The sequence below is a fragment of the Methylomonas defluvii genome, from assembly GCF_033949435.1.
In the GTDB taxonomy this organism is placed as follows: Bacteria; Pseudomonadota; Gammaproteobacteria; order Methylococcales; family Methylomonadaceae; genus Methylomonas; species Methylomonas defluvii.
This window is the reverse complement of record NZ_JAXARY010000008.1, coordinates 1-25,314: the sequence shown is the minus strand read 5'-3', so window position 1 is coordinate 25,314 and position 25,314 is coordinate 1. Positions and strand designations below refer to the sequence as shown.

The 25,314-nt window shown below is 55.6% G+C and carries 20 protein-coding genes; 8 read left to right on the top strand and 12 right to left on the bottom strand.

The window, feature by feature from the left end:
• Positions 1-67: 67 nt before the first annotated feature.
• The 6 genes from QLH52_RS10080 to QLH52_RS10055 form a co-directional block, all read right to left on the bottom strand.
• Complete coding sequence (locus QLH52_RS10080) at positions 68-1,549, bottom strand: efflux transporter outer membrane subunit (RefSeq protein ID WP_319961445.1); 1,482 nt, start codon at positions 1,547-1,549, stop codon at positions 68-70.
• A 10-nt stretch (positions 1,550-1,559) separates the two neighbouring features.
• Positions 1,560-4,685 (bottom strand): efflux RND transporter permease subunit, encoded by a 3,126-nt coding sequence (locus QLH52_RS10075; RefSeq protein WP_319961444.1) that lies wholly within the window; start codon positions 4,683-4,685, stop codon positions 1,560-1,562.
• Positions 4,682-7,822 carry an MdtB/MuxB family multidrug efflux RND transporter permease subunit gene (locus tag QLH52_RS10070; protein ID WP_319961442.1) on the bottom strand — a complete coding sequence of 1,047 codons (3,141 nt, stop codon included), beginning with the start codon at positions 7,820-7,822 and terminating at the stop codon, positions 4,682-4,684. The genes QLH52_RS10075 and QLH52_RS10070 overlap by 4 nt, the downstream gene beginning before the upstream one ends.
• Before the next feature lie 3 nt (positions 7,823-7,825).
• Positions 7,826-9,097 (bottom strand): MdtA/MuxA family multidrug efflux RND transporter periplasmic adaptor subunit, encoded by a 1,272-nt coding sequence (locus QLH52_RS10065; protein ID WP_319961441.1) that lies wholly within the window; start codon positions 9,095-9,097, stop codon positions 7,826-7,828.
• Positions 9,094-9,753, bottom strand: a complete 660-nt coding sequence (locus tag QLH52_RS10060; RefSeq protein ID WP_319961440.1) for a TetR/AcrR family transcriptional regulator — start codon at positions 9,751-9,753, stop codon at positions 9,094-9,096. The genes QLH52_RS10065 and QLH52_RS10060 overlap by 4 nt, the downstream gene beginning before the upstream one ends.
• A 311-nt stretch (positions 9,754-10,064) precedes the next feature.
• Positions 10,065-11,537 (bottom strand): MBL fold metallo-hydrolase, encoded by a 1,473-nt coding sequence (locus QLH52_RS10055; RefSeq protein ID WP_319961439.1) that lies wholly within the window; start codon positions 11,535-11,537, stop codon positions 10,065-10,067.
• Positions 11,538-11,968: 431 nt separating this feature from the next.
• Between QLH52_RS10055 and QLH52_RS10050 the strand changes: the two genes are divergently transcribed.
• The 7 genes from QLH52_RS10050 (at position 11,969) to QLH52_RS10020 (ending at position 18,736) form a co-directional block, all read left to right on the top strand.
• Positions 11,969-13,240, top strand: coding sequence for an OmpP1/FadL family transporter (locus tag QLH52_RS10050; protein ID WP_319961438.1), 1,272 nt, complete (start codon positions 11,969-11,971; stop codon positions 13,238-13,240).
• A gap of 74 nt (positions 13,241-13,314) precedes the next feature.
• Entirely contained in the window at positions 13,315-14,472 is a 1,158-nt protein-coding gene (locus QLH52_RS10045) for a pyridoxal phosphate-dependent aminotransferase (protein ID WP_319961437.1), read from the top strand.
• Between the two features lie 201 nt (positions 14,473-14,673).
• Positions 14,674-15,330 carry a GTP cyclohydrolase II gene (gene ribA, locus QLH52_RS10040; protein WP_319961436.1) on the top strand — a complete coding sequence of 219 codons (657 nt, stop codon included), beginning with the start codon at positions 14,674-14,676 and terminating at the stop codon, positions 15,328-15,330.
• Positions 15,308-16,024, top strand: a complete 717-nt coding sequence (locus tag QLH52_RS10035; protein ID WP_319961435.1) for a RibD family protein — start codon at positions 15,308-15,310, stop codon at positions 16,022-16,024. Before ribA ends, QLH52_RS10035 begins: the two co-directional genes overlap by 23 nt.
• Positions 16,021-17,061, top strand: coding sequence for a zinc-binding dehydrogenase (locus tag QLH52_RS10030; RefSeq protein WP_319961434.1), 1,041 nt, complete (start codon positions 16,021-16,023; stop codon positions 17,059-17,061). Before QLH52_RS10035 ends, QLH52_RS10030 begins: the two co-directional genes overlap by 4 nt.
• 186 nt (positions 17,062-17,247) lie before the next feature.
• Entirely contained in the window at positions 17,248-17,625 is a 378-nt protein-coding gene (locus tag QLH52_RS10025) for a 6-pyruvoyl trahydropterin synthase family protein (RefSeq protein WP_319961433.1), read from the top strand.
• A 13-nt stretch (positions 17,626-17,638) separates the two neighbouring features.
• The gene (locus QLH52_RS10020) at positions 17,639-18,736 is read left to right on the top strand and encodes a glycosyltransferase family 4 protein (RefSeq protein WP_319961432.1); all 1,098 of its coding nucleotides are present in this window, start codon (positions 17,639-17,641) and stop codon (positions 18,734-18,736) included.
• 4 nt (positions 18,737-18,740) lie between these two features.
• Here the strand turns inward: QLH52_RS10020 and QLH52_RS10015 are convergent, their stop codons facing one another.
• The 5 genes from QLH52_RS10015 to QLH52_RS09995 form a co-directional block, all read right to left on the bottom strand.
• Positions 18,741-18,938: a DUF6316 family protein gene (locus tag QLH52_RS10015; RefSeq protein WP_319961431.1), complete on the bottom strand. Its 198-nt coding sequence runs from the start codon at positions 18,936-18,938 to the stop codon at positions 18,741-18,743.
• A gap of 211 nt (positions 18,939-19,149) precedes the next feature.
• A complete protein-coding gene (locus QLH52_RS10010; protein ID WP_319961429.1) occupies positions 19,150-19,710 on the bottom strand; it encodes a P-loop NTPase family protein in 561 nt (186 codons plus the stop codon).
• Positions 19,711-19,764: 54 nt separating this feature from the next.
• Positions 19,765-20,454, bottom strand: a complete 690-nt coding sequence (locus tag QLH52_RS10005; RefSeq protein WP_062327261.1) for a hypothetical protein — start codon at positions 20,452-20,454, stop codon at positions 19,765-19,767.
• Between the two features lie 185 nt (positions 20,455-20,639).
• Positions 20,640-21,623 (bottom strand): lysylphosphatidylglycerol synthase transmembrane domain-containing protein, encoded by a 984-nt coding sequence (locus tag QLH52_RS10000; RefSeq protein WP_319961428.1) that lies wholly within the window; start codon positions 21,621-21,623, stop codon positions 20,640-20,642.
• The gene (locus tag QLH52_RS09995) at positions 21,623-22,807 is read right to left on the bottom strand and encodes a CDP-alcohol phosphatidyltransferase family protein (protein WP_319961427.1); all 1,185 of its coding nucleotides are present in this window, start codon (positions 22,805-22,807) and stop codon (positions 21,623-21,625) included. Before QLH52_RS09995 ends, QLH52_RS10000 begins: the two co-directional genes overlap by 1 nt.
• 180 nt (positions 22,808-22,987) lie before the next feature.
• On the opposite strand from QLH52_RS09995, the gene QLH52_RS09990 reads away from it, so the two are divergent.
• Entirely contained in the window at positions 22,988-24,547 is a 1,560-nt protein-coding gene (locus tag QLH52_RS09990) for a sulfatase-like hydrolase/transferase (RefSeq protein WP_319961426.1), read from the top strand.
• Between the two features lie 270 nt (positions 24,548-24,817).
• Here QLH52_RS09990 and QLH52_RS09985 read toward each other — a convergent pair.
• Positions 24,818-25,314 (bottom strand): hypothetical protein (locus QLH52_RS09985; protein ID WP_319961425.1); only part of this gene is annotated, 497 nt, incomplete at its 5' end.

The following is a 25,314-nucleotide window of genomic DNA, read 5'->3' as shown; positions in this document are numbered from 1 at the left end:
GGACGCGCCCCGCTTCGCCAGTTCAGCCCGAAGCGAGTACCCGTGTTAAATAAGGCCGGGTTGATAATTAATCCACCAGCGGCAAAATCAAATAGTCGGTCCATTTGCGGTCACCATCAGCTTCATCTTCAGAGGGAACCAAGGTTTCATTCCAGCCGCCGCCCAGGGCTTTGACCAATAACACGGAGGCCGACAAACGCTGCCCGAGCAATTGCACAGCGGTTTGTTGATTGGATAGCGCCGCGGTTTGCGCCGTTATCACGTTGATGTAGCTGACCGTGCCGGCTTGATATTGATTGTTGGTCAGGGCCAAAGCCTGTTTCGCAGCGGCGACGGCTTTGTCTTGCACTTGGGTTTCTTCATCCAGGATACGCAAGGCGGCCAGATTATCTTCCACCTCTTGAAAACCGGTCAGCACCGTTTGCCGATAGGCGGCGACGCTGGCGTCGTAGGCGTCTATCGCCTGTTTATACTGGGCATTCTTGGCACCGCCATCGAACAAGGTCAAAGCCAATCCGGCCGGTCCCAAGGACCAATAGCGGCGGGCCATCGTGAACAAGGTGTCTGCGGTAGGCGACTGAAAACCGTTGGTCGAAGCCAGATTCAGCGTCGGAAAATACGCCGCTTTGGCGACACCGATCTGGGCGTTGGCGGCGGCGATTTTACGTTCGGCGGCGGCGATGTCCGGGCGGCGTTCCAACAATTCCGACGGCAGGCTGACCGGAACGCCCGGCGGTTGCGCATTCAATGGCGACACCGCCAGTGCCAATTCCGCCGGCGTTTTGCCGATCAGCACCGCGATGGCATGTTCAAGTTTGGCGCGCTGTACGCCTAGATCGATGGACTGGGCGCGCACGGTTTCCAGTTGCGTTTCGGCTTGCACCACGTCAGCCTTGGCCACCACACCCACGGCATAGCGGTTTTTGGTAATCTCCAGGGTTTTCGTAAAAGCCGTCACTGTTTCATCCAGTAAGGCTTTTTGTGCGTCCAGGGTTTTCATTTGAAAATAACTGTCCGCCAACGCCGATTGGCTGGACAGAATCAAGGCATGCAAGGTCGCGGCGCTGGCCTGGGCGTTGCTGGTATTCGCTTCCACCTGGCGGCGCACGCTACCCCATAAATCCGGTTCCCAAGCCACGCCGACCGCCTGACCGAACAGGTTGCGCACACCGCCCACCGCGACGTTCTGGCCGGTAGCGGCACGGAAGCGGTTGAAGGTGCCGGTCAATGTCGCTACCGGCAGCAAGGAGGATTGCACCGATTGCACCAGATGCTGGGCTTGCCGGTATTGGGCTTCGGCTTGGATGATCGACTGGTTGGCGGCGGCAACCTGTTCTTCCAGTTCGTTTAGTTTGGGGTCGTTAAAAATCTCCCACCATTTGCCGGGCAAACCGGTATCGCGCGGTTGGGCCTGTTTCCAGCCTTTTACTTCTTTAAACTCTTCGGATACATTGGCTTGCGGACGGACATAATCCGGGCCTACCGTGCAGGCAGCCAAGGGCAAGGTCAGTAAGGAAGCAAGCAAAGGTGGGTTTATTCTTAAACGCATGACTATCGGTTTAGATGGAATGTGGCGCTGGGCTGGCGGCGCGGTTGGAAAAACGGCCGTGCAGCCACAGCCTGAACCGGTCGAGGTACAAATAAACGACCGGCGTCGTGTACAAAGTCAAAAGCTGGCTGAAAATCAGGCCGCCCACGATGGAAATCCCCAAGGGCTGGCGCAATTCTGCGCCGTAACCGCTGCCCAAAGCCAGCGGCAGGGCGCCGAACAGCGCGGCCAGCGTGGTCATCAGGATGGGCCTGAAGCGCAGCATGCAAGCCTGAAAGATCGCTTCCCGCGAATCCAGGCCGCGCTCGCGCTCGGCCAGCAGCGCAAAGTCTATCATCATGATCGCATTTTTCTTGACGATGCCGATCAGCAAAATCACCCCGATCAAGGCAATGATGCTGAACTCCTTGTCGCAAGCCATCAAGGCCAGCAAGGCGCCGACACCCGCCGAGGGCAGGGTGGATAGTATCGTCAACGGATGTATCAGGCTTTCGTAGAGTACGCCCAGCACGATGTAAATGCTGATCAACGCGGCCAAAACCAGCCAGGGCTGGCTGCGCAAGGCTTCCTGAAACGCCTTGCCCGAGCCTTGAAAACTGCCGGTAATGGCAGCCGGCAGGCCAATGTCGCGCAAGGCCTGGTTAATAGCGGCATCGGCCGTGGACATTGAAATGCCCGGTTTTAAATTAAACGACAATTCGGTCACGGCAAACTGGCCTTGATGATGCACCGATAGCGGCGCATTGCTCGGCGCGAAGCCGGCCAAGGCCGACAACGGCACTTGCTTGGGCTGTGCCAGCATGCCGTCGGTGCCGGTTCGGCCTGGCGCACTGATATACAGTTGTTTCAGGCTATCCGGCGATTGCCAGTACTGCGGTGCCAGTTCCATCACCACCCGGTATTGATTCAACGGATTGTAAATCACCGACACCTGGCGTTGCCCGAAGGCGCTGTTCAGGCTGTCGTCGATCAAGGCCTCACTGACGCCGTAACGCGCGGCCAGATCGCGGTTGACGGTCAGGCCGATTTGTTCGCCCTTGTCCTGCTGGCTGGTGCTGACATCGCTCAATTCCGGCAGCCGGGCCAAGGCGGCTTGTACCTTGGGCGTCCATTCCCGCAACAAATTCAGATCGTCGGCCTGCAAAGTGTAATCCAGCATCCCAAACGACATGCGTCCGCCAATCCGCAGCTCCTGGGCCGGAAACATATGCAAACTGGCGCCGGGCACCCGGCCCGCGGCCTTGCGCAAGCGCTCCATCACCACCTCGACGCCGTCGCGCTGTTCGTGCGGAATTAAGGTAACGAAAATCCTTGCGCTGTTGCTGCTTTGCGAACTGCCGGCAAAGCCCGCGACATTAGCGACCGCCGGATCTTTTTGCAAAATATCGGAGATTTGTGCGAACTGCTTTTGCAAGATTTGGAACGAAGTGTTTTGATCGGTTTGAATCTCGCCCAGCAAGCGGCCGCCGTCCTGGGTCGGGAAGAAGCCTTTGTCGATAGCGCCGTACAAATAAACGTTTAAAGCGATGGTCGCCAGCAACAAGCACAGCATGATGCGGCCGTGGCGCAAGGCCCAGCTCAGGCTGATCCGGTAGATGTTCTGTATCCAATCGAAAGCCGCGCCTATGCCGTGATAGACGGCGCCATGCTCTTTGGCTTCCTTACCCAGCCAGCGCGCGCACAGCATGGGGGTGATGGTCAACGAGATCAGCAAAGAAACCAGCACCGCCGCCGACAAAGTCACCGCAAATTCCCGAAACAGCCGGCCAGGCACGCCACCCATCAGTAAAATCGGCAGGAACACCGCCACCAGCGACACACTCATCGCCAATACGGTGAAGCCCACTTCCTTGGCGGCCAACAGCGCCGCACGGAACGGCGCCACGCCTTCCTCGATATGCCGGTTGGTGTTTTCCACCACCACAATCGCATCGTCCACTACAAAGCCGGTGGCGATGGTCAAGGCCATCAAGGTCAGGTTGTTGATACTAAAGCCGCACAAATAAATCACCGCGCAAGACCCCAGCAAAGAGGCCGGCACCGCGACGATGGGCACCGCTGCCGAGCGCGGATTGCGCAGGAACACCAGCACCACCAGAATCACCAGTAACACGGCGACGAACAAGCCGTGTTCGACTTCTGTAATGGATGCACGGATGGATAAGGATCTATCCACCACCACCGAGAGTTCGATATTGCTCGGCAGCGCCGCCCGTAAAGCTGGCATTACCGCCAGCACTTGATCGACGGTCTGAATCACATTCGCCAAGGGTTGTTTGCGGATAATCAACAGCACCGAAGGCTTGCCGTTTTTGGCACCGGTATTGCGCAAATCTTCCACAGAATCGACCGCTTCGCCCAGATCGGCAATCGTTACCGGGGCGCCGTTGCGATACGCAACAATCAGCGGCAGATATTCCTCGGCTTTGCGGGCCTGGTCGTTGGCTTGAATCTGCCAGCGGGTGGTGGCGCTTTCCAGTACGCCCTTGGGCCGGGTGACGTTGGTTTGGGCGATGGTGTTGCGCACGTCTTCCAAGCCAATGCCGTATTTACTCAAGGCGTTGGGGTTCAGTTCCACACGCACCGCCGGCAGCGCCGCGCCGCCGATTTGCACTTGGCCGATGCCGGGAATCTGGGAAATTTTTTGCAGCAAAATCGTCGAAGCCGAGTCGTACATTTGACCGCGCGTGAAACTGTCCGAGGTCAGCGCCAAAATCAGAATCGGCGAGTCCGACGGATTATCGCGCCGGTAGCTGGGCCGATTGGGCATATTGCTGGGCAACATGCTGGCGGCGGCGTTGATGGCGGCCTGTACGTCGCGGCAGGCGCCGTCGATGTCGCGATTTAAATCAAATTGCAGCGTGATCTGCGTTGAGCCCTGGGAACTGCTAGAGGTCATTTCCGTGACACCGGCGATGCGGCCCAGCGCGCGTTCCAATGGCGTGGCGACGGTCGCGGCCATGGTTTCGGCGCTGGCGCCGGGTATTTGCGCCTGCACCGATACGCTGGGAAAATCCACTTGCGGCAGCGAGGAGATAGGCAGGTTTAAAAACGCCAACACGCCGCATAAGGCAATGGCAATCGTCAATAAAGTGGTGGCTACCGGGCGGCGGATGAATAATTCGGACAGGTTCATGGCTGGCTTGGGTCCTCTGCTACGGGTTCCACTGGATTCAGCCCCAGACCTGCGTTAGCCCGCCTCGCCAGCCGGTCCATGGCCAGATAAATCACCGGCGTGGTGTACAGCGTCAACAATTGGCTGAGCAGCAAGCCGCCGACCATGGTGATACCCAGCGGATGGCGCAGCTCCGAGCCAACGCCGCTGCCCAGCATCAACGGCAAGGCACCCAATAGCGCGGCCAGGGTGGTCATCAGAATCGGCCGAAAGCGCAATAAGCACGCTTGAAAAATCGCTTGCTCGGGCGGCAGGTTTTGCTTGCGTTCGGCTTCCAAGGCAAAGTCGATCATCATGATCGCGTTCTTTTTGACGATGCCGATCAACAAAATGATGCCGATGATGCCGATGATGCCCAAGTCACCGCCGGAGACTTGCAAAGCCAGCAAGGCGCCGACGCCGGCCGAGGGCAGGGTGGACAAGATGGTGATGGGGTGGATGTAGCTTTCATAGAGCACGCCCAGCACGATATACACGGTAACAATCGCCGCCAGGATCAGCCACAAAGTATTGCCCAGCGAGGCTTTGAAGGCTTGCGCGGCGCCCTGGTATTCGCTGCGGATGGCTAGCGGCAAGTCGATCTCGCTTTTGGCGGCATCGACGGCGGCGACCGCGTCGCCCAGCGCATAACCAGGCGCCAAGTTGAAAGACACCGTGGTTACCGGGAATTGATCCAGATGGCTGATCGCCAGCGTGGTTGGCCGCTCCGATAGTTCGGCGATGGCCGACAACGGCACTTGCGTGCCATTGGTTGAAGGTATCCGCAATTCGTTCAAGGCTTGCGGACCGGTCTGTTCAGCCGGGTCGACTTCCAATACCACTCGGTACTGATTGGCCTGAGTGAAAATGGTCGAGACCAGGCGTTGGCCGTAGGCACTGTATAAGGCGTTGTCCACAGCAGCGGTAGTGACGCCGAGGCGGCTGGCGGTGGCGCGGTCGATCTTCACAAACACCTGGCGGCCTTGGTCCTGCACGTCGCTGACCACGTCGGCAAACTCCGGCCGGTCTTGTAAAGCCTCCACCAGCTTGCCGGTCCAGCGGTTCAAATCGTCGATGTCGGCGCCTTCCAGGGTAAATTGATATTGGGTGCGGCTGACCCGGTTTTCCATTGTCAAGTCCTGCACCGGTTGCAAATACAACACGCTGCCGGGCGATTCGGCCAGACGGGTTTTCAAGCGGGCGATAATTTCGTTAGCCGATGGGCGTTGATCGTGCGGCTTTAAGTTGATTAAAAACCGGCCGCTATTGGGCGTGGCGTTGACGCCATCGACGCCGATAAATGACGACAGACTTTCCACGGCCGGATCTTCCAGTATGAATTTAGCCAGCTTTTGCTGTTGTTCGGCCATGGCCGGAAACGAGACGCTTTGCGGCGCTTCGGAAAAGCCCTGAATGATGCCGGTATCCTGGCTGGGGAAAAAGCCTTTGGGTATCCACACGTACATCGCCGCAGTCAATGCCACGGTGACGAAAAACACCAGCAAGGTCGCCGTTTGCCGTTGCATCACCCAACTCAGGCTGCGGCCATAGGCCTTGATCAAACGGCCGAACCAGTCGTCGCCGATTTCGTCTTCGCTATGGTTGCCGGTGCCGGGGCGTAGCAGTTTGGCGCACATCATCGGCGTCAGGGTCAAGGACACCACCGCCGAAATCAAGATCGCCACGGCCAAGGTAATCGCAAATTCCCGGAATAAACGGCCCACCACATCCGACATGAACAGCAGTGGAATCAGTACCGCCACCAGCGAAAACGTCAGCGAGATAATGGTAAAGCCGATCTGCGAGGAACCTTTCAAAGCCGCTTGCAACGGCGCTTCGCCGCGTTCGATGTAGCGGGAGATGTTTTCGATGACCACGATGGCATCGTCGACCACGAAGCCGGTGGCGATGGTCAACGCCATCAGGGTTAAATTGTTGATGCTGAAATCGGCCAGATACATCGCCGCAAAGGTGCCCACTAAAGACAGCGGCACCGCGACGCCGGGGATGATGGTCGCTGGAATGTTGCGCAGAAATAGGAATATCACCATCACTACCAGCGCCACCGCCAGCAATAGCTCGAATTGCACATCATGCACCGAGGCGCGAATGGTGACGGTGCGGTCGGTTAATGCTTTGACGTCTATGCCGGGCGGTAGCGAGGCTTGCAGTTTGGGCAGCAATTCTTGGATGCTATCCACCACTTCGATCACATTGGCGCCGGGCTGACGCTGGATGTTGACGATGACCGCCGCGTTGTCGTTGGCCCAGGCGGCCAGACGCACGTTCTCGGCGCCATCGACAACTTCGGCGACGTCCGCCAGTTTGACCGGCGCGGCATTTTTGTAAGCCACCACCAACTCGCGGTATTCGGCCGGCGAACGCAATTGATCGTTGCTGTCTATCGTCGCGGCGCGGGTCGGGCCGTTGATCGAGCCCTTGGGTTGGTTGACGTTGGCGGCGGCAATCGCGCTGCGCAGGTCTTCCAGGCTGATGCCGTAAGCGGCCAGCGCTTTGTGGTTGGCCTGGATCCGCACCGCCGGCCTTTGGCCGCCGCTGATGCTGACCATGCCGACGCCGGGCAATTGGGCGATTTTTTGCGCCAGCCGGGTATCGACCAAATCCTCTACCTTAAATAAAGGCAGCGATTTGGCGCTGACCGCCAGGGTCATGATCGGCGTATCGGCCGGATTGACCTTGCTATAAATTGGCGCTTGCGGCAAATCGTCGGGTAAAAAGTTGGCGGCGGCGTTGATCGCGGCTTGCACGGTTTGCTCGGCAACGTCCAGGTCCAAGTGCAAGTTAAACTGCAAGGTAATCACCGACGCGCCACCAGAGCTGGTGGAGCTCATTTGCGTCAAGCCCGGCATTTGCCCGAACTGGCGTTCCAGCGGTGCGGTAACGATGGAGGTCATCACTTCCGGACTGGCGCCGGGATACAGAGTAGTAACCTGGATGGTCGGATAATCGACCTGCGGCAGTGCCGAGACCGGCAATAGCCGATAAGCCAGTATGCCCACCAGCAACAAAGCCACCATCAACAAAGAGGTGGCGACCGGCCGCAGGATGAATAAGCGCGAAGGATTGAAGCCGGCCTTACCCGGATCGCTGAGACTCATGGCTTATCCGCGCCGCCGGCGTCTGCCGGATTCGTCTTCCGGCTTGGGTTGCAATTCCGGTTTGGCGGCGACTGCTTGCCCATCTTTCTCGGCCACATCCACCACCGCGCCATCCTTGACCCGATCAATGCCGGTAAGGATGAGTTGTTCGCCCGCCGTCAGATTATGTTCGATAGCCACCTTTTCTCCTTCGCTGGGGCCGGGGGCCACGCGGCGCAGATGGGCGATGTTCTCGGCATCGACCACATACACAAACGCACCCTGGGTATCGTGCTGCAAGGCGCTGCTGGGTATCTGCGTGACGCCGTGCAAGGTATCCAGATGCATGCGCACGTTAACAAATTGATTGGCGAATAGGGTTTGTTCGAGATTGTCGAATTGAGCTTTCAGTTTAATGGTGCCTGTGGTCGGGTCGATTTGATTGTCAAGCGCGGTAAGCTTGCCTTCCGCCAGCTTCAGCTTGCCGCCTCTGTCATAGGCCTCTATGTTAATGACCTGGCCGCTGCGATAGCGCTTCACCACCTCCGGCAATTTGTCCTCGGGCAGCGTGAACACCACGCTGATCGGTTGTAACTGAGTGATGACGACGAGGCCGTTGGCGTCGTTAGCCCTGACGATATTGCCTTGGTCCACTTGCCGTAAGCCCACCCGTCCGGAAATCGGCGCGGTTAGCTTGGCGTAACCGAGTTGCAACTTGGCGCTATCGACCAGGGCCTGATCCATCTCGACATTGCCGCGATATTGTTTGACCTGCGATTCTTGGGTGACGGTTTGTTGGGCGGCAATCGAATCCTGTTCCAGCAGGGTTTGATAGCGGCTCCGGTCCAACTCGGCGTTTTGCAACAAGGCCTGGTCGCGGGTCAGCTGGCCTTGGGCTTGTTGTAATTGCACCTGAAACGGCCGCGGGTCGATTTCTGCCAGCAGATCGCCAGCTTTGACCATTTGCCCTTCGCTGAACGCCACGTTCACCAGTTCGCCGTCCACTCGCGGCTTGACGGTCACGGTACGTAGTGCGGTGACGGTGCCGAGCGCGTTCAGATAAACCGGAAAATCGCCGCTGCTGGCGGACTGGGTAGCCACGACCGCAGGAGCATCTGGTTGTTCAAAAAAGCGCCGGCCTTTACCGCCACCGCGCTCGGCTTTAGTATCCGGGGCGGCTTCGCTGTGCTGAAAATAGACGCCGGCGCCGGCCAGACTCACCACTAATAGCGCGCCGGTCCATAGCCAGGGCCGGCGCTTGCTCGACGAGGGGAAATCGGAAATTTGTGGGTTCATGCTTGGATACGCTTAGGTAAGGTTTGCGAGCGGATGGCACGGATGCCGGCCAGCGAAAAGTCCACCACGTGCTCGGCGAAGGCGCCGATGTCGTTCATGTCGCTGGGCAGGGCGCGTTGCGGCCGGGCTTGTTGTATCTGTTTCAGGCGTAGCAATTGAAAGCATTGGCCCATGATGCTGGCGTGGCAATATTGCAATTGTTGTTCGCTAGCGTCCTGCCCCAGGCATTCGCGCAGCAAGCCAAACATTTGCTGACGTTGCGGATTGATTTCCTTTTCCAGAATGTCGGCCAGCAAGCGCGTTGGTTGCGCCATTTCCTTGTGAATGATGGCAAACGAATAAGATTCGTCGTCGGCCAGGCGGCGGATTAGCGATTTGATACGGCCGGCCAGCCGTTGCTCAACCGGAGCCTGCCGAGACACGCCGCCGTCGGGCGGATGCTGGCCCAATTCCTGGTTGAAGGCATGCCGCCAAGCTTCCAGATATAGGGTTTGCTTGTCGCCAAAATGATAATTCACCGAGGCAATATTGGCTTGGGCCTGCTCGCAAATCTCGGCGATGGTCGCGTCCTGATAGCCTTTTTCGGCAAAGATGCGGCCGGCGGCATTCAACAATCGCTCGCGAGTTTTCTCCGACTTGGTTTTTAGGTCAGTCATGCGTAGTACTGGAACGATGAGAGGATAAATGTGAAATTGCTAATTAAAATACGCATTTAACAAAGCACGCTACATGCCAACTTTGGGAAGGTGGCGTTTTAAAGGGTCTAGCCGCGATTGCGGCGGGGGATTGCTTGAAATTCAGCAGCGATTGGTTGTGGGGTGTTGATGGCGGGGCAGAACCCACTTTTTGCTGAGGCGCCCGCTCAGCGCTCGCCAGCATCGAAAGTTTATTGGGATTTCTAAGTCAGGCCTGTTTGCGCTGAGATTGAGGCGCCGGCATTCAGCCGGTGCCTCAATTGTTGATCTGCTTATCGCGAAGCTTTGGTGATGCCGATGGCTTTACGCAGATCGCCTAAGGTCACCACACGCGGACCGTGCAAGGCAGCAATCTGTCCAACATCCAATTTAAGCCGTTGAACATTTTCATACAGATTCAACGAATAAGGGTTCACAGATGTGGGCGCCGGCGCGTTTGCGGCTTGCGGGGTGTAGGCGTCGGCCTCGATCAATATCTTTTCCTTGGGCAAATACACTGCAACGAAGGCATCGTTGTGGCTATTCCCGGATAAAGCATGAATTTCGATATTACGTTTGCCGTCAGAAATCACCTGTTTGCCGGCAAAGCTGAGGAAGTTTGGCGCTTTTTTGGATTTCTCCAGATTGTCGGGGTTAATGCTATGCGGTGCAGCCCAGACTTTCTCGTAATAAGCCTGATTGGGCTGATGGGTGACGATAGTGGCGCCGGCATCGACGAAGGTGCGCAAGCCGCCGCTGTGGTCAAAGTGCGCGTGAGTATTGATCACGTATTTGATCGGCTTGTTGGGGATCGTTTCCTTGAGTTTTTCGATCAGCGCCAAGGAGCGTTCTTCGTTTTGCGGTGCTTCTACCAGCACGATATGGTTTAGCTGCTCGATAGCCACGCTATGGTGAGTACCGCCGGTCAAATAATACACGCCGTCCGCGAGCTTATTGGCTGCGACGATAATGTTCGGTTTCTTGGCGGCTTCGGCAGGTACCGCAATGTCTACGGGCGGGTTGGCTTTTACCGTGGTGACGTTCAAGTCCAATACCGGATATCCGCCTTGCAGACGCACGATATGGCTGGGAAACAGGCCGCCGTCAAATTCCTTGTAGTCGCTGTATTGGGTTTCCAGCAAGGTGTCGCCAAGTACCGGGTTGTCAATCCAGGTTTTGACCTTGGTTAATTGATGGCGGGCATTCAGTGTGCCTTGGTAGCGGTATTTGCCGTCCAAAGTAAAGCTGACTTCGGTGTCGGTTCCTTTGTCTTCAGTTTTGGCCTGATGGCTCTGCGCTGCCCTTAAAAAGCCCTGTGGCGTGGCCCATATTTCGGCGGCGCGTTCTTCGCTAGCGGTGGGTTGCGTGGTGACGACGGGGTTAGCACTGGTGGCGCCGGCCGCAGGCGGGGCAATATTCCAGGCATAAGCGCCGCTGACGTATTGATCAACCTTTTGCTCGGTGGGTTGTGGCCGATTCCGCCCCGGCTCAATCTCTTGCAAACGGCTGATTTGCACGCGGGCGCTGGCGGTTTCGTAATTGATGTCGGCGGTGTAGTTTTTGACGGCAAACGGCGGCCAGGGCAGGTCGGGATTCGGCGCCTGGCCAAATTGGTACCAACGGCCGGTGCCGCTAAATTCGATGGATTTGAGGTTTGTGACGCCCGCGGCATCGCTGGCTAATTGGATGCTGTTTTGCTGCAGCGAACTACAGCCAGTGAAAATAAGCGCGGTTAAACCGGCCGTTCGGTATAGCAATTTGTGCATGTCAACTCCTGTTGGTTTGAAATAGGTGTAGGGTTCGGTACGGGTCAAAATAGGCTGTCTGCCGCCAATGCTGGCCGGTTGGCCAATGTCGCTACTGGGATTTTCTGCGCTGATTGATTTCAATTGGAGCTGAGCTCAGCAAGAGCTGTGCCGTTTAACGGTAGGCCGCAAACCCGGCGCAACCAGGGGGATGGCTTATGTTGATAGGAAGGGCGATATGCTGCTCAACTAGCAGAGTTTGCTGCTTAGGTGTTTATGCAGAATCAGCTCGGTGTGCCGTGTCTGGCCTTAATATAAAAACAACATGCAGTGCGTCTTACGCATCTTGTCTTTATGCCTATATCTGAAATAGACATCGAAATATATCGTTTTTAAAGAGAGTCTGGCGCTGGATAGAATTTCCCTAAGCTTGTCACACAGGGAAACCTTTTATGTCGTTTGCAAAAATATCATGGGCCATGTTGGGATCTTTTACCGCGTTGGCCGTGTGCGTGCCCGCCGCGAATGCCACCAACGGCTATTTTGCCCACAGCTACGGCACCCGGAGTAAAGCCTTGGCCGGGGCCAGTACCGGTTTTGCGCAGGATGCCATTGTCTCGGCGATAAACCCGGCGGGCCTAGCCTATGTGGGTGATCGCCTGGATTTGGAATTTGAACTATTCAGCCCGCATCGTGAATACCGCGTCAATGGCGCAGGCATGTTGGCTACCGGATCGGTGGAAAGCGACAGTGAGTATTTTCCGGTGCCGACCCTGGGTTGGAGTTATAAATTGGATGCCGAGCAAACCTTGGGTTTAGCCATGTACGGCAATGGCGGGATGAACACCGATTACAAACCATTGGTCAACGGTAATGGCTTGTTTAGCGGCGCGAACGGCACGTTCGGCGCCGGCCGCACCGGTATCGATATGGCGCAGGCCTTTATCGTCGGCACCTACGCGCATTCGTTTGCCAAAGGCCGTTATGCATTGGGAATTTCGCCGATTTTCGCGGCGCAGACTTTCAAGGCCAGAGGCCTGAATACATTCGGTCAATTCGGTTTTTCCAGTGAACCGGATCATTTATCGGATCAGGGACGCGATTATTCTTTCGGCGCCGGCTTCCGGGTAGGCGGATTGGCTGAGTTAACGCCGGGTTTGCGATTGGGTGCGTCTTACAAAAGCCGCATCTATATGTCCAAGTTCGAACGCTACTCCGGCTTATTTGCCCAGGGCGGTGGTTTTGATATTCCGGACAGCTTTAATGTTGGATTGTCCTGGGATGTTAGCAAAGCGCTGACCGCCAATTTTGACGTCGAGCATATCCGCTACAGTGAAATTAAATCGGTCGGCAACACCTTTCAGGGCAATTTGCTGGGACACGCCGACGGCCGAGGTTTTGGCTGGAACGATATGACGATTTATAAAGCCGGGGTGCAGTGGCAGCAAAGCCCGGATTGGATTTGGCGCGGTGGCCTGAGTTATGGGCAGCAACCCATTGAAGGCTCCGAGGTGCTGTTCAATATTCTGGCGCCCGGCGTCCAGGAATGGCACTTGACCGGCGGCTTAAGTCACGCGCTTAGCAAACAGGACGAACTCAGTTTTGCGTTTATGTATTCGCCGCAGAAAACCATTACCGGCCCGAATCCATTGAGTCCGGGCCAATCCATCGATTTGTCGATGAGCCAGTTTTCGCTGCAATTTGGTTGGACGCGGCGGTTTTAATTCATTCAGGGCTCTCCTCCCTCTCAAGCGCCGTCAAGGCGCTTCTTTTTAAACGACTGTTACAACATATGCCGATGACTTTTCCCGCTGCTAACCGGATTGCCAATCTTAAACCGTCCGATATCCGTCTGATGACTCGCGAGTGCGAACGCATCGGCGGGATCAATCTGGGGCAGGGCTTAGGCGATTTGCCGGCGCCGGCTCTGGTGCGGGATGGTGCGATAAAGGCTATTCAAGACGGCCTCAATACCTACACTGCCTCGGAAGGTGTGCCGCCGCTACGGCAGGCGATTGCCGCCAAACTGAAGCGGGACAATGGTTTGGAAGTTGATGCAGATACCCAGATCGTGATTAGCGGCGGCACAACGGGGGCGTTTGCAGCCACCTTGACGGCGCTATTAAACCCGGGCGACGGCATTCTGCTGATGGAGCCTTACTACGGTTACCATCTGAATACGATTCTGCTCAACGGCCTGGAGCCGCAGTTTTTAACCTTGGCGCCGCCGACTTTTGCGCTTGACGAAGCGGCGTTGCGTGCCGCCCTAAAACCCAATACCCGGGCAATCGTGGTTTGCACACCCAGTAATCCCAGCGGCAAACTCTTCAGTGCCGCCGAGTTGGCAATCATCGAGCGCGTGGCCGAGCAGCACAATTTGCTGGTCATTTCCGACGAAATCTACGAATACATCACCTACGACGGCGTGCCGCATATTTCCCCGGCCAGTGTCGGCAATCTGGCCAAGCGTACGGTCAGTATCATGGGCTTTTCCAAAACCTTCAGCATTACCGGTTGGCGGCTGGGTTATGCGGTCGCCGAACCGGCATTGGCGCAGGCGATAAATTTGGTTAACGATTTACTTTATGTTTGCGCGCCGTCGCCTTTGCAATACGGTGCGGCCGCCGGTTTGCAGGCGCCGCCGGACTATTTTCAGCAGCTCAGGGCGCAGTATCAACGCAAGCGCGACATCATTTGCGCCGGCTTGCATGCGGCCGGTTTGACGCCGCTAGTGCCGCAAGGCGCCTACTACGTGTTAGCCGACATCGGCCATTTTGGTTATCCGACCGCCAAAGCCGCCGCATTAGCTATTCTGGAACAGACCGGTGTCGCCAGCATTCCGGGCAGTTCGTTTTATCAAAGCGCTGCCGGCGAGGGTTTGATTCGGTTTTGCTTTGCTAAAGATGACGCGACCTTACATGAAGCGGTTAAGCGTTTGAGTAACTTCCACCCTTGATCAATTTGCTAAAGGCTTTTAAGCAAAATAATGTGTGGCTTGTGCTTTCTGGTAGTTGTTTAAACAACAGGTAGTCAACAATGGCTGCGCGTGAGGCAGCAGTGTAGAGATGGCTAATTTGCTAAATACTATGTCAAACAAGCACTTGAAAGCTGGCACGTAAGTTGATCTATGAAAGGAATTAAGCATTTATCGAACACCATGTCCAAATCTACCGTTTCCCGACTCGCCAGCACCCGAATTCCCACGGCTTATGGCGACTTTCAACTCTGCTATTACAGCAACACCCTGGATAACAAAGAACATCTGGCGTTTGTGATGGGTAGCGTCAGCGATGCCGACAATGTCTTGGTGCGTATCCACTCCGAATGTTTTACCGGCGACGTGCTGGGTTCCAGACGTTGCGACTGTGGCGAACAACTGGATCGCTCGCTGCAATTGATCGCCAGCCAAGGTTCCGGCGTTTTAGTCTACCTACGCCAGGAAGGGCGCGGCATTGGATTATTGCAAAAAATGCGCGCCTACAATCTGCAAGACCAGGGCTACGATACCGTAGACGCCAATCTGTTGTTAGGCCATGGCGCGGATGAAAGAGACTATTCCTTGGCGGCCCGTATTCTGGAAGAGCTGGGTGTCTATTCGATACGCCTGATGACCAACAATCCGTTAAAGATTCAAGCTTTGGAAAGCGAGGGTATGCTTGTCAAAGCTCGTATTCCTTTGGAAGCCGCGGTTAATGCCGACAATCAAGGCTATTTGCTGACTAAAGTTAGGCGTATGGATCATCTATTGCAGGTTAAACCTGCCGCTATCAGGGTAAGCGAGCGAGCCGCACATGATTGTGAACCAGCAGATTGAGCGCTGGCTGACCGCCCAACAAGCGTTTTCCGAATCAGCGCAGCGGCCGTTTGTCACGCTAAGTTATGCGCAAAGTTGGGATGGCAGCATTACCACGCGCGTTGGCGAAACCTTGGGCTTGAGCGGTTCCGAATCGCGGCGTTTGACCCACCAACTCCGTAGCCTGCATGACGGCATCCTGGTCGGTATCGGCACGGTGCTGACCGATGACCCGCAATTGACGGTACGGGAATGGGATGGGCACAACCCGCAACCCATCGTCTTGGATAGCGGCTTACGCACGCCGCCGACCGCTCGCCTCTGCCAGCGCACCGACAAAGAATGTTGGCTGTTAACCTGTTTAAAGCCCCACGGGACATTCGGCGGCAACGCCGAAATTATCACTTTAGCCGGCGATGACGATGGGCGTGTTGATCTGTCGGCAGCCCTGCAACGGCTTTGGGAAAAAGGCATACGGACGCTGATGGTGGAAGGCGGCAGTCAAGTCATCACCGCCTTTTTAAAAGCCCAATTGGCGGATGCCTTGGTATTGACCATAGCGCCGACTTTGGTCGGCGGTTACAAAGGCGTCGGCAATCTGGATTTAGGTTGTAAAAGCCAGTTACCGCAAATTCGTCCATTACATTCGCAGATGCTGGGACAAGATTTGATCATGTGGGGCAATCTGCATTACCGGGAGATGGCGGTAGCATGAAGGCCCGCCAGCTTTGGTTTACCAAGCCCGGAGAGGTGGAAATCCGCGAGCAGCTCTTGCCGCCGTTGCAGCCTGGGCAAATATTGGTGAAGAGTCTTTGCTCCGCGATAAGCGCCGGCACGGAAATGCTGGTTTATCGAGGACAGTTACCCACCGATATTGCGTTGGATGCCTCGCTGGTGGCCTTGCAGCAGCAAAATACTTATCCTTTGCAATATGGTTATGCCTGTGTCGGCCACGTTGAACAGCTCGGCTCTGGCGTTGATGCGGCCTGGTTAAATAAGCGCGTGTTTTCATTTCAGCCGCACGCCAGCCATTTTATTGCCACGGCAGAGCAACTGATCGTATTGCCGGATGATGTCGAAGCCGAGGCGGCGGTATTCTTAGCCAACATGGAAACAGCCGTCAATCTGGCGCTGGATGGTGGGCCAGCGCTAGGGGAGCGGGTGGTCGTTTTAGGGCAGGGCATCGTTGGCTTGCTGCTATCCTGCGTGCTGTCACGTTTTCCGTTGGCGCAATTGCTGGCTTTTGATGAAATCGGCAAACGCCGCAACTACGCCGAGTGGCTGGGCGTGCATCACGCTTTCGATCCAACGTCAGAAAGCCAAATAACCAAATTGAAAGACACTTTGCGCTTGCCGGTCGATTTGTCGGCAACCCCACATTCAGGCTGCGATTTGATCTTTGAAGTCAGTGGTTCGCCGGAGGCATTGAATCTGGCTATCGAGTTATGCAGCTATTCCGGACGCATCGTGATCGGCAGTTGGTACGGTAACAAATCCACTGCGGTGCAACTGGGCGGCGTGGCCCATCGCAATCGAATCAAATTCATCAGCAGCCAAGTCAGCAGCATTGCGCCGGAACTATCCGGGCGCTGGGATAAAGCCCGACGCTTCCAACAGGCTTGGCAGATGATTCGACGGGTGAAGCCGCAAGCACTGATTAGTCATCGCATTCCCATCGACCAAGCCGCAGACATTTACCAGCTGCTGGATCAAGCGCCGGAACAAGTTTTACAAGCCATTTTTATTTATTAATAGACCATAGCTTTAGCCAATCGCCGTGAATTTAGCCCCTCTCCTCGCGGGAGAGGGCTGGGGTGAGGGGGGATAACACCCTGGTCTAACCTTCGCCTAAATGACATGTTAGTACCAGAGAAGGAACAATACATTGGCATTGGCCGCCCGTAACAAAATAACTACCAAAACCCAAGGAAAACCAACATGTACAGCGTAGCCGTCAGCCGAGACTTTATCGCCAACCATTATTTGATCGGCGGCGACTGGGGCAGCGAAAACCAGCCGCACGCCCACCATTACATCGCCGAAGTGCGTATCGACGGCGAGGAACTCGACCGGCACGGCTACCTGGTGGACATCGTTGCCATCGAAGCGGCTTTGGACGATATTGTCGCCGGCTTTCGCGATCAAATGCTCAACGACAAGCCGGAGTTTACTGGTTTAAACCCCAGCATCGAACACTTCAGCCGCATCATCTGTGAAAAAATCGCCGCAGTCATTTGTCCACCCGGTTCCGGCAGATTGCGGGTAAAACTCTGGGAAAACGCCACCTGTTGGGCGGCTTACCGCTTGGCGTTCTAAACCGATAAAAATCATGCACATTGGCTTGCTGGTCGTTGGCGACATGAATAGCGTCAGCGGCGGCTATTTGTATAACCGCAAGCTGGTGGCTTACCTGCGAAGCAGGGGCGATCAAGTCAGCATCATCAGCTTGCCGCCGCGCAATTATTGGCGGCTGTTGGCGGAAAATATTACCGGCGATTTGCTGGATAAAATCGCCGCAGCCAAGCCGGATATTCTGATTCAAGACGCCATGGCGCATCCGGCCGTGTTTTATTTGAATCGGCGCATCAGTAAACAACTCGACATCCCGATAATTGCCCTGGTGCATCTGCTAGCCAGCATCGACCAAGCACCTTGGTATAGCCGCTGGCTGTACAGAATTGTCGAGCGCCGCTATTTACAAACGGTGAACGGCATCATCGCCAACAGCCAGACCACGCTTAGCCAAATCCAACAGCTACTTACCGGCGAATTGCCGCCACACTGTATTGCTGTACCGGCCGGCGATAATTTTGCCGAAGTAAACGTTGATTACACAGCCGTGTTAAACCGCGCGCTGGAGCCAGGACCGCTGAGGATATTGCTGGTGGGCAACGTCATCCGCCGCAAGGGTTTGCATGTGTTGCTCAAAGCCCTTAGCCAACTGCCTGCACAGGACTATCAGCTCAGCGTGGCCGGACGGTTGGATATGGAGCCGGGCTATGTATCGCAGATTAAAACCCTGATTCGCGATGCCGGATTGACGCGAAGCGTGTCCTTGCTAGGCCCAGTGCATGGTGAAGCGTTGGCCGATTTGTACCGGCAACATCATCTATTAGTCATGCCGTCCGCGTACGAAAGTTACGGCATTGTCTATGTCGAAGCCCAGCAATTTGGCTTGCCGGTGATCGGCACCACGGCGGGCGCGGCTTGGGAGATTATTCGCGAAGGGGAAAACGGTTATTTGATCGAACCCGAAGATCATGCCGCCTTAGGCAATTTGTTAAAGACCTTGCATCATGATCGGCGGCTGCTGGCTCGATTGGGCGCCAACGCCTTGCAAGCCTACGCCGGCCATCCCAAATGGGAGGCAAGTTGCGCCGGCATCCGCGCATTTTTATCCGGTCAAGTAACCGGGCAAAGCCAATAAATGCTCAGCCGTTGGCCAACAATCGCGTGCGCCGGCTGGCAAGTCCCTGTCGAGCACAGCTATCGATGTAGTGGTGCAGCGCCACCTGAGCATTGGTTTTAGAGGAAAACGGCCCTTTGCGGCCTTCCCGAGTCAAAAAATACCAGGCCGGCAAGCCTGTACCAGGATTAATCACGGACAAAAATCGTTCGGTACGAAACATAGTATTTTCTTTGTAAAGTCTTGATATAAGAAAACTCATACCATTATTTGTGCCATGTTTTTAAGCCTTGCCAAGCCTGACTTTATTGCGCCGGATTAGAAAAAAATTGTTGCTGGGGATGCTGATACTGTTGGTGGGGTGTTTGGAAAACAAAGTGTCGTGGTTTTAAAGCGTTTGATGGGGTTCGCTTCGCTCTACCCATCCTGCTGTGTTAGGTGGCACTCAGGTACTCCAGAACCTGAGATTCTGAGCAAAGCCTGAGGCGCTGCCCTTTGAATGATTCGAATAAGGCAAGATGTGCAGCATGGCCACTCGAACCCTGCCGTGAGGAATAGTTTTCCGCCCACTGAACAAGTTCGCGGAGACCCGCTTCGGACTGTTTACGATCCATGTGTGCTTTGCTTTCTGAGCCGCGTAGTTCCAGCCTCTGCTGACAAACAACCCAAGGCAGCTCAAGCCAAATCAGCGTGTTGGCGGACTGTAAAAACTGGTGCGCCAAGTTGCCGTAGACGCCTTCGACAATCCAGTCACTCGCTGCTCTCGCGGTATCAATAATGCGCGAAACTTCTGCCGTATCACGCTTTTCGTTGAAGCCGCCAGGAAGCCAAAAGATGTCGTCGAGGTGCAGCACTGGCGTTGCCTTTTTTTCGGCGAGACGCTTTGCCAACCAGGTTTTACCGCTCCCGCTATTTCCGACTATGACTGCTCGCATGCACGCCCTAACGCTCGACATAAGCAGTGCCATAGATGTGCTGAACAGCGTGAAGCGCATCAATCACTCGCAAACGACGGGCTTCGTTTCGGAAGCCCACCCTCTCAAACCAACCTAATCTGCCGCAAAGCAATAAAAATAACCCGCGCCGCCGGTGCTGACCAGGTTTTCCTGGCTGCAGCCCTTGCTGTCGTGGGTGGAATTCCAGGAGACGTTGCCGCCGGTGGCGCCGCGGTTGGTGCGGTCGGAGTGGCCGACGCGAACGCTGCCTTCGCCGCTGCTGGTGTAGTTTTTACAGGTGTGGTCGGCAGCATCGGTGTAGGCGCGGCCGTCCGGTTTGGAGCCGGTGATTAGGTCGTGCTGGTTAGGTGTAGCGCCAACACCATTGATCTGCGCGCCTTTTTCGGTGAGGTTGGTGGTGCGATGCACGTTGTTGCCCAACTGGCCTAACTCCACGGTGTCGCCATGCAGATGGGCAACATCGTTGGCAACGATCGCGCCGTTAGCGTTGGCCCAGGGGCCGTTGCCGATCCGGTCTCGGGCGTTGACGGCGGGTTGGTCTGCCGTGGCCTGGGTGCTCAAATAGGCGCGCCAGGTACGGTTGCCGGCACCGACGTCACTCGCCAGTTTTTGGCAATGTGCATCCGCGCCCGCCAAGCCGCCCAAATCCGCGCCTTTGCCGGAGCCAACACTGGTAACGAAAAAGCCAAGCGGCGGTTTGGGGGCGTCGCTGGGTGCTTGTTGAGCGAAGGCAGTGTTGGCGCTCAGAACGAGCAGGCCGGCAACAAAGCTAGTTTTTTTCATGCATTTTCTCTCTGGTTATGGGTTATCAAAACGGATTCCTTGAGCAAGGTTCCCGCTCCCAAAACAGCACTAATCGTGCCGTATTTAATCGCCAGGGAATTCCGTTGTTGAACGGAGTCAATGCCCGCCAGCTGTTGCGATACAGACAGGGTGTGCTGGCTGGCTGTCTTTAGAGAAGCACTTGGCTACCGGCTTGCCTGTAACAGGCGCAAGCAACCCAGGCCGCCGATCAGCATAACCGCATCGCGCAAACGCATTAACGCAATCAAGCCAACAGCAGCCTCGGCGGGCCAACTCAAATATGAAAACGCCCAAAACAGCGCCGCTTCCAACGATCCGACGCCGCCCGGCAGCGGTAACAAAAATGACAGGCGCATCGCCACCAACACCACCAGAAACGCCGACAAATCCAGGGTAAAATCGAACACACCGAGCAGCAGCCATAACTCCAATAGCAAGCCGGCCCAGCCGCACAGAGAAAATATAAAGGCTTTGCATAAAGCCGGCTTACCTGCCGTTACGGCATCCTTTAAGTCGCTACCCAGACGCTGCCAATATGTTTCGATGTTTTGTAGGCGCGGATGATGCTGCCAACGTCGGGCCAGGCGCGTTAGCCAAGCCAATATCCGTTCCGGCTGCTTTAAAATAAACCAGCCAAATAGCGACAAGATCAGCAAGATAGCGATCAGACTCAGCAAGGTTTCTCGCCAATTGGCAACGGCGCCGCCCGGCGAAGCCAGCAACATCAACACCGCCAGAACCAAGATGCTGAAGTTGATCCACACCTCGTAAAACCTATCCAGACCCAAACTCAGCAGCGCCCCGTACAGTGGCAAATGGCAGCGTTTGTATAGCCAAAAAATCTGCAAAGGCTCGCCGCCGAACTGCGGGCCAGGCGTGATGAAACTGACGGCTTGGCCGGCTTGGCGAATCATCAATAACTGACCAACGCCGACCGGCAAATTCAGCAAATCACTCAGCACCCACCAACGCTGGGCAGCCAGAAAAATAATCGCAAGATTCAGTGCTATCCAGGCCAGCCATTGGCTGATAGATAATGTGGCTATGCTTCGGGTAACAACGCCAAGCGGCAATTGGCTAAACACCGTGCCAGCCAGCAGCAATGCCGGCAACCACAATAAAATCGGCAGTGCCTTAAACCAGTTCATCAGGCCCCGTCATAGCGTTGAATCCAGTCGTCGCCCCATCGCCACAGGCTGTAACGGCCGGTGCCCAACAGCAAAATCCAGCTGGCAGAGAAGATCAAACAATAAGACACAACAGGATCGCTATCGTGCGGATAATGCCAACCCAAGGCGACGATCACGATCAACGCTCCCAAGCGTCCGGCCAGACCAAGCAAAACCAGCGCAGCGCCTAGCACCAGCAGTTTGCCCGCTGTGTCAATGGCATCCGGTATCAGTAAAACCAGCAGCAACGGCAGTAATAATCTCAGTCCTGGCTGAAAATACTGTTCGCTCCAATTTGCCAAACGCTCATAGGCCAGGGGCGTTAACCGACCGCACACCACCCACCAATCCGCAGCAAATCCGAACAGAACCGGCAACATGAAGGCTATGCCGGCGATAGCGGTCAACTCGGGGTCAAGCAGCGGCCAGAGCGCTACGGCAACAAACGCCATTTGAAAGCCCGCCAAAGACCGACGCAAAGGATTCCCCGGCAAGTCGTATAAGGGCAAGCCCAGTAAACGACGGCGCTGCAAGCCCCAGCGATAAACATAGTAAGCCACGCTCAACAGCAAATAAGAGCCGTGCAGTTTGCCCAAACCGATTGCCAATAGCGGTGCGATCACCAATCCCAGCGCATCAAAGGTAATATCCAATTCATTACCCAACAGGCTCACCTGTCCGCTGCGGCGAGCGGCGAAGCCGTCCAACCTATCGAGGATAGCCGCCAGCGTGTAAAACAAAGCCGGTAGCCAAAGATAAGCGGCAAGCGTTTGCTGCATAAACAAAAAGCCGCCGGTCAGCGCGATGAATCCGCCGCGCAAGATAGTTAAACGGTTGCCCCAGCCGAGACTACCGTAAAGTGGCGCTTCCAAACTGGCGCGGTTCAACGGTAAACGCCGCCATACGCATAGGCAGACATAAGCCCAGATTAGACTGGCGCGAAACAGCCAGAGACCGGCAAGCTGCCAATCTTCCGCAACGCTGAATACACCAAAACCGATCAGCAACACGCCCAAGCCCAGTTGGGCGATTACGCGCAATTCCTGCTGCAGAAAATTTAAGTTGGCATTCTCGGTTGCTTGCATGTGTTTCTGTTGCTGAGTCGGATTGACCGATAAGCGCAAGCAGATGCCGTGCCAGTTTGGCGTTGTTTTTGCTTGCAAGCAGCATCAACCTTAAATATCCAACAGCACATTCGACTTAGCATGCCCGGTCTCAGCAAACTTAAATTCACTTTATCGGCAACGGTTTTACCGCCCAAATTTAACCGTCTTGCGGGGCTATAGATGCTAGGCGATAACAGGATTTTCAATTCTCACCGGTCTGCCCACCTCGCAACCGGTTTGAATGGTTTCGCGGTGATTTATGTATTGGCGGCGTTGCTTATCCCCAATCGCCTGAGCGCAATCACGTTGGCGGCGTTTGCTTACCTGCCGTTGGAAGCGCTATTGCTTGGACTGGCGCTGCTGGCGCCGGGCCGGGTCGGCTCACTGATTCGATTATGCGCCGCCGGCCTGCTGGCGACGGGGATCATCTTTAAAATGGCCGATCTCGCGGCATACCAGGTTTTCGACCGGCCGTTCAACCCGGTACTCGATTCCCGCTTTCCGGCGGACGGCATGAATCTGTTGCAAGGCGCCATTGGCCAAATTGGCGCCATCTTCGTCGCCGGTTTGCTGATCGCCTTGTTGCTGAGTATTTTTTGGTTGAGCAACACCTTGCTGCGCCGGGTACAAACGCTGCTGCAAAGTTCGGCGCAAATTAGCGGCACAGGCTTAGTAGCCGGCCTTTTGGTGTGGAGCGCTTCAGCCTTCGCGGATTGGTCATACGCCGGTAAACCGTTTTACGACCTAATGGCCCAGCACCTTGCCAGCATCCGTAGCGGCATGGCCGATCTGGAAAGTTTCAACAACGTCGTCGATAGCGACCCTTATGCCGCCGCGCCGGACAGTGCATTGTTCGAGAAATTGAAAGGCAAGGATGTGCTGGTGGTGTTCATCGAATCGTATGGCCGGACCGTGCTGGACAGGGCAGACTACGCCGCGCATATTCGGCCATTGCTCCAACAAAGCAGCGTCGATCTTGCGGCAAACGGTTTATCGGCGCGCAGCGCTTACTTGACCTCGCCGACGTACGGCGGCATCAGCTGGCTGGCGCATGGCACCCTGATGTCGGGATTATGGATCAATAGCCAGACCCGCTACGACCGTTTGGTGATGAGCCAACGCCCGTCGTTGAATCGCCTGTTCCACCGGGCCGGCTGGCGCACTGTGGCGGTACAACCGGCACATACGATGGCTTGGCCGCAAGGCGAATACTTCGGTTACGACCGCATCTATGCCGCACAGGATTTGGGCTACAAAGGCCAAACCTTCAACTGGATCACCATGCCTGACCAATACACGCTGTCGGCTCTGCAAGCCTTGGAGCGAAAACCCGGCATGCGTCAACCGTTGATGGCCGAGCTGGCCTTGATTTCGTCGCACGCCCCCTGGACGCCGTTGCCGGAACTGGTGGACTGGGACCAGGTCGGCGACGGCAGCATTTTCAATCAAGCCCGCATCGGCGATACCCCGGAAGTGGTTTGGCAGAACACCGAGCGCATCCGTGAACAATATCGAAAATCCATCGAATATGCGCTGGCTAATATCGTCTCCTACGCGATTAATTATGGTGATGACAGCCTGGTACTGCTGGTGCTGGGCGACCACCAACCGGCACCGTTTGTGACCGGCGAATCGGATAGCCACGACGTGCTGGTGCATCTGATCAGCCGGGATAGCAAGGTGATGGATGCAATAAAGGATTGGCAATGGACGGACGGCATGCTGCCGGCCAACGATGCGCCCGTGCTGGGCATGGATAAATTACGGGAGCGATTTATCGCGGCGTTTTCCCGATAAATCCGTCATCGACCATTCTAAGCTTCGTGCCTGTTCCGCCATCCAAACCTCTGTCGGGTGCAAGAAACGTGGAAAATTCCGGATTTTGTGCCACTGATATTGAAAAATTTAGCCCATCATTCCGATAGGGCAAGTTCGGCCAATTCCCGCCGAATGGAACAAATATGCCTATGACAAATGCCCAGTCAAAGCAGAAGTAGGGTTTGGTGAGTTTACGAACCGCAACAATCGCGACAGTAGCGGTACACGCTGTTTGCCACATTATACGTGCTACTCCGCATCTCCTTCCAAGTTGGCATCTTTCGGTTTTAAGAGGTTGTTCCACTTCTCCTGTGTCTCGTTTCTTTGCTTGATGGCGTCATCGGCAACACGCCTAGAAGACTTAATAAATTTCTCTGCTTGATTAACGGCTATACCGCTTCTCTTCAACTTACCAGCAACCTTGAAGGGTTCACTATTTTTAACCTGATCCTCATCCTTTAGCTTCTTGAGTTCATCTTCAAGGTAGTCCCAAAAGTCTTGGGACGTGTAATGCGTTTCTGCCTTAGTAATCGTTTCCTGTGCAGCATAGAAATCGGGAATAACCACCGATTTACGCAGGTCGAGCCATTCCATAAGCTTCTTGTTATTTCCGTTGCTGGCTTCCTTAGGATTTCGCCAAAAATAACTTCCCTGTATTGATACTGTCCCTAACTGGATTTGTAATGGAGAATACAACGACTTGAACCGTGGAAGATGAAAAAGTGACTGGCTACGAACCCGCGATA